The sequence below is a fragment of the Neisseria sp. P0021.S007 genome, assembly GCF_051956855.1.
This window is the reverse complement of the sequence record NZ_JBQCXA010001020.1, coordinates 1-548: the sequence shown is the minus strand read 5'-3', so window position 1 is coordinate 548 and position 548 is coordinate 1. Positions and strand designations below refer to the sequence as shown.

The following is a 548-nucleotide window of genomic DNA, read 5'->3' as shown; positions in this document are numbered from 1 at the left end:
GTCTAACCTATTGCGCCGACAGGGATTTTGCCGTTTAATGCGAACCTGCTGAATCAAGGGCCTGAGGCATATGCCGGCCGCCCCCACAGTTAACCTTTTGCATGTGGTCAGTTTGTATAAACCGCTGCCACCGCTGCAATGTTTTCCTCTTTCGCAAAAGGACTGTATCCATGAAAAAAACTTCAATGGCGGCGGCACTCATCGGCCTCGTCTTGACTGCGTGCAGCGGCGGACAACAAACCGCCGCAGAATCTCCCGCCCCTTCTTCCCATACTGCGTCCGACAAGCTCAATATTTACAACTGGTCGGACTACGTCGATCCCGCCACGCTCAACGCGTTTGAAAAAAATACGCGCATCCACGTCCGCTACGACTACTACGACAGCAACGAAGCCCTCGAAGCCAAGCTCTTGACCGGTAAATCTGGTTACGACCTCGTTGCCCCGTCCATTGCCAACGTCGGACGCCAAATCAAAGCCGGCGCGTATCAAAAAATCGACAAAAGCCAAATCCCGAACTACGCCAATATCGATGCCGACCTGCTTGCC

1 pseudogene is annotated in these 548 nt (G+C 53.5%); it reads left to right on the top strand.

The features are described from left to right. Positions 1-170: 170 nt before the first annotated feature. Positions 171-548: pseudogene (locus ACTHUR_RS17285) on the top strand (polyamine ABC transporter substrate-binding protein); the annotation flags it as partial.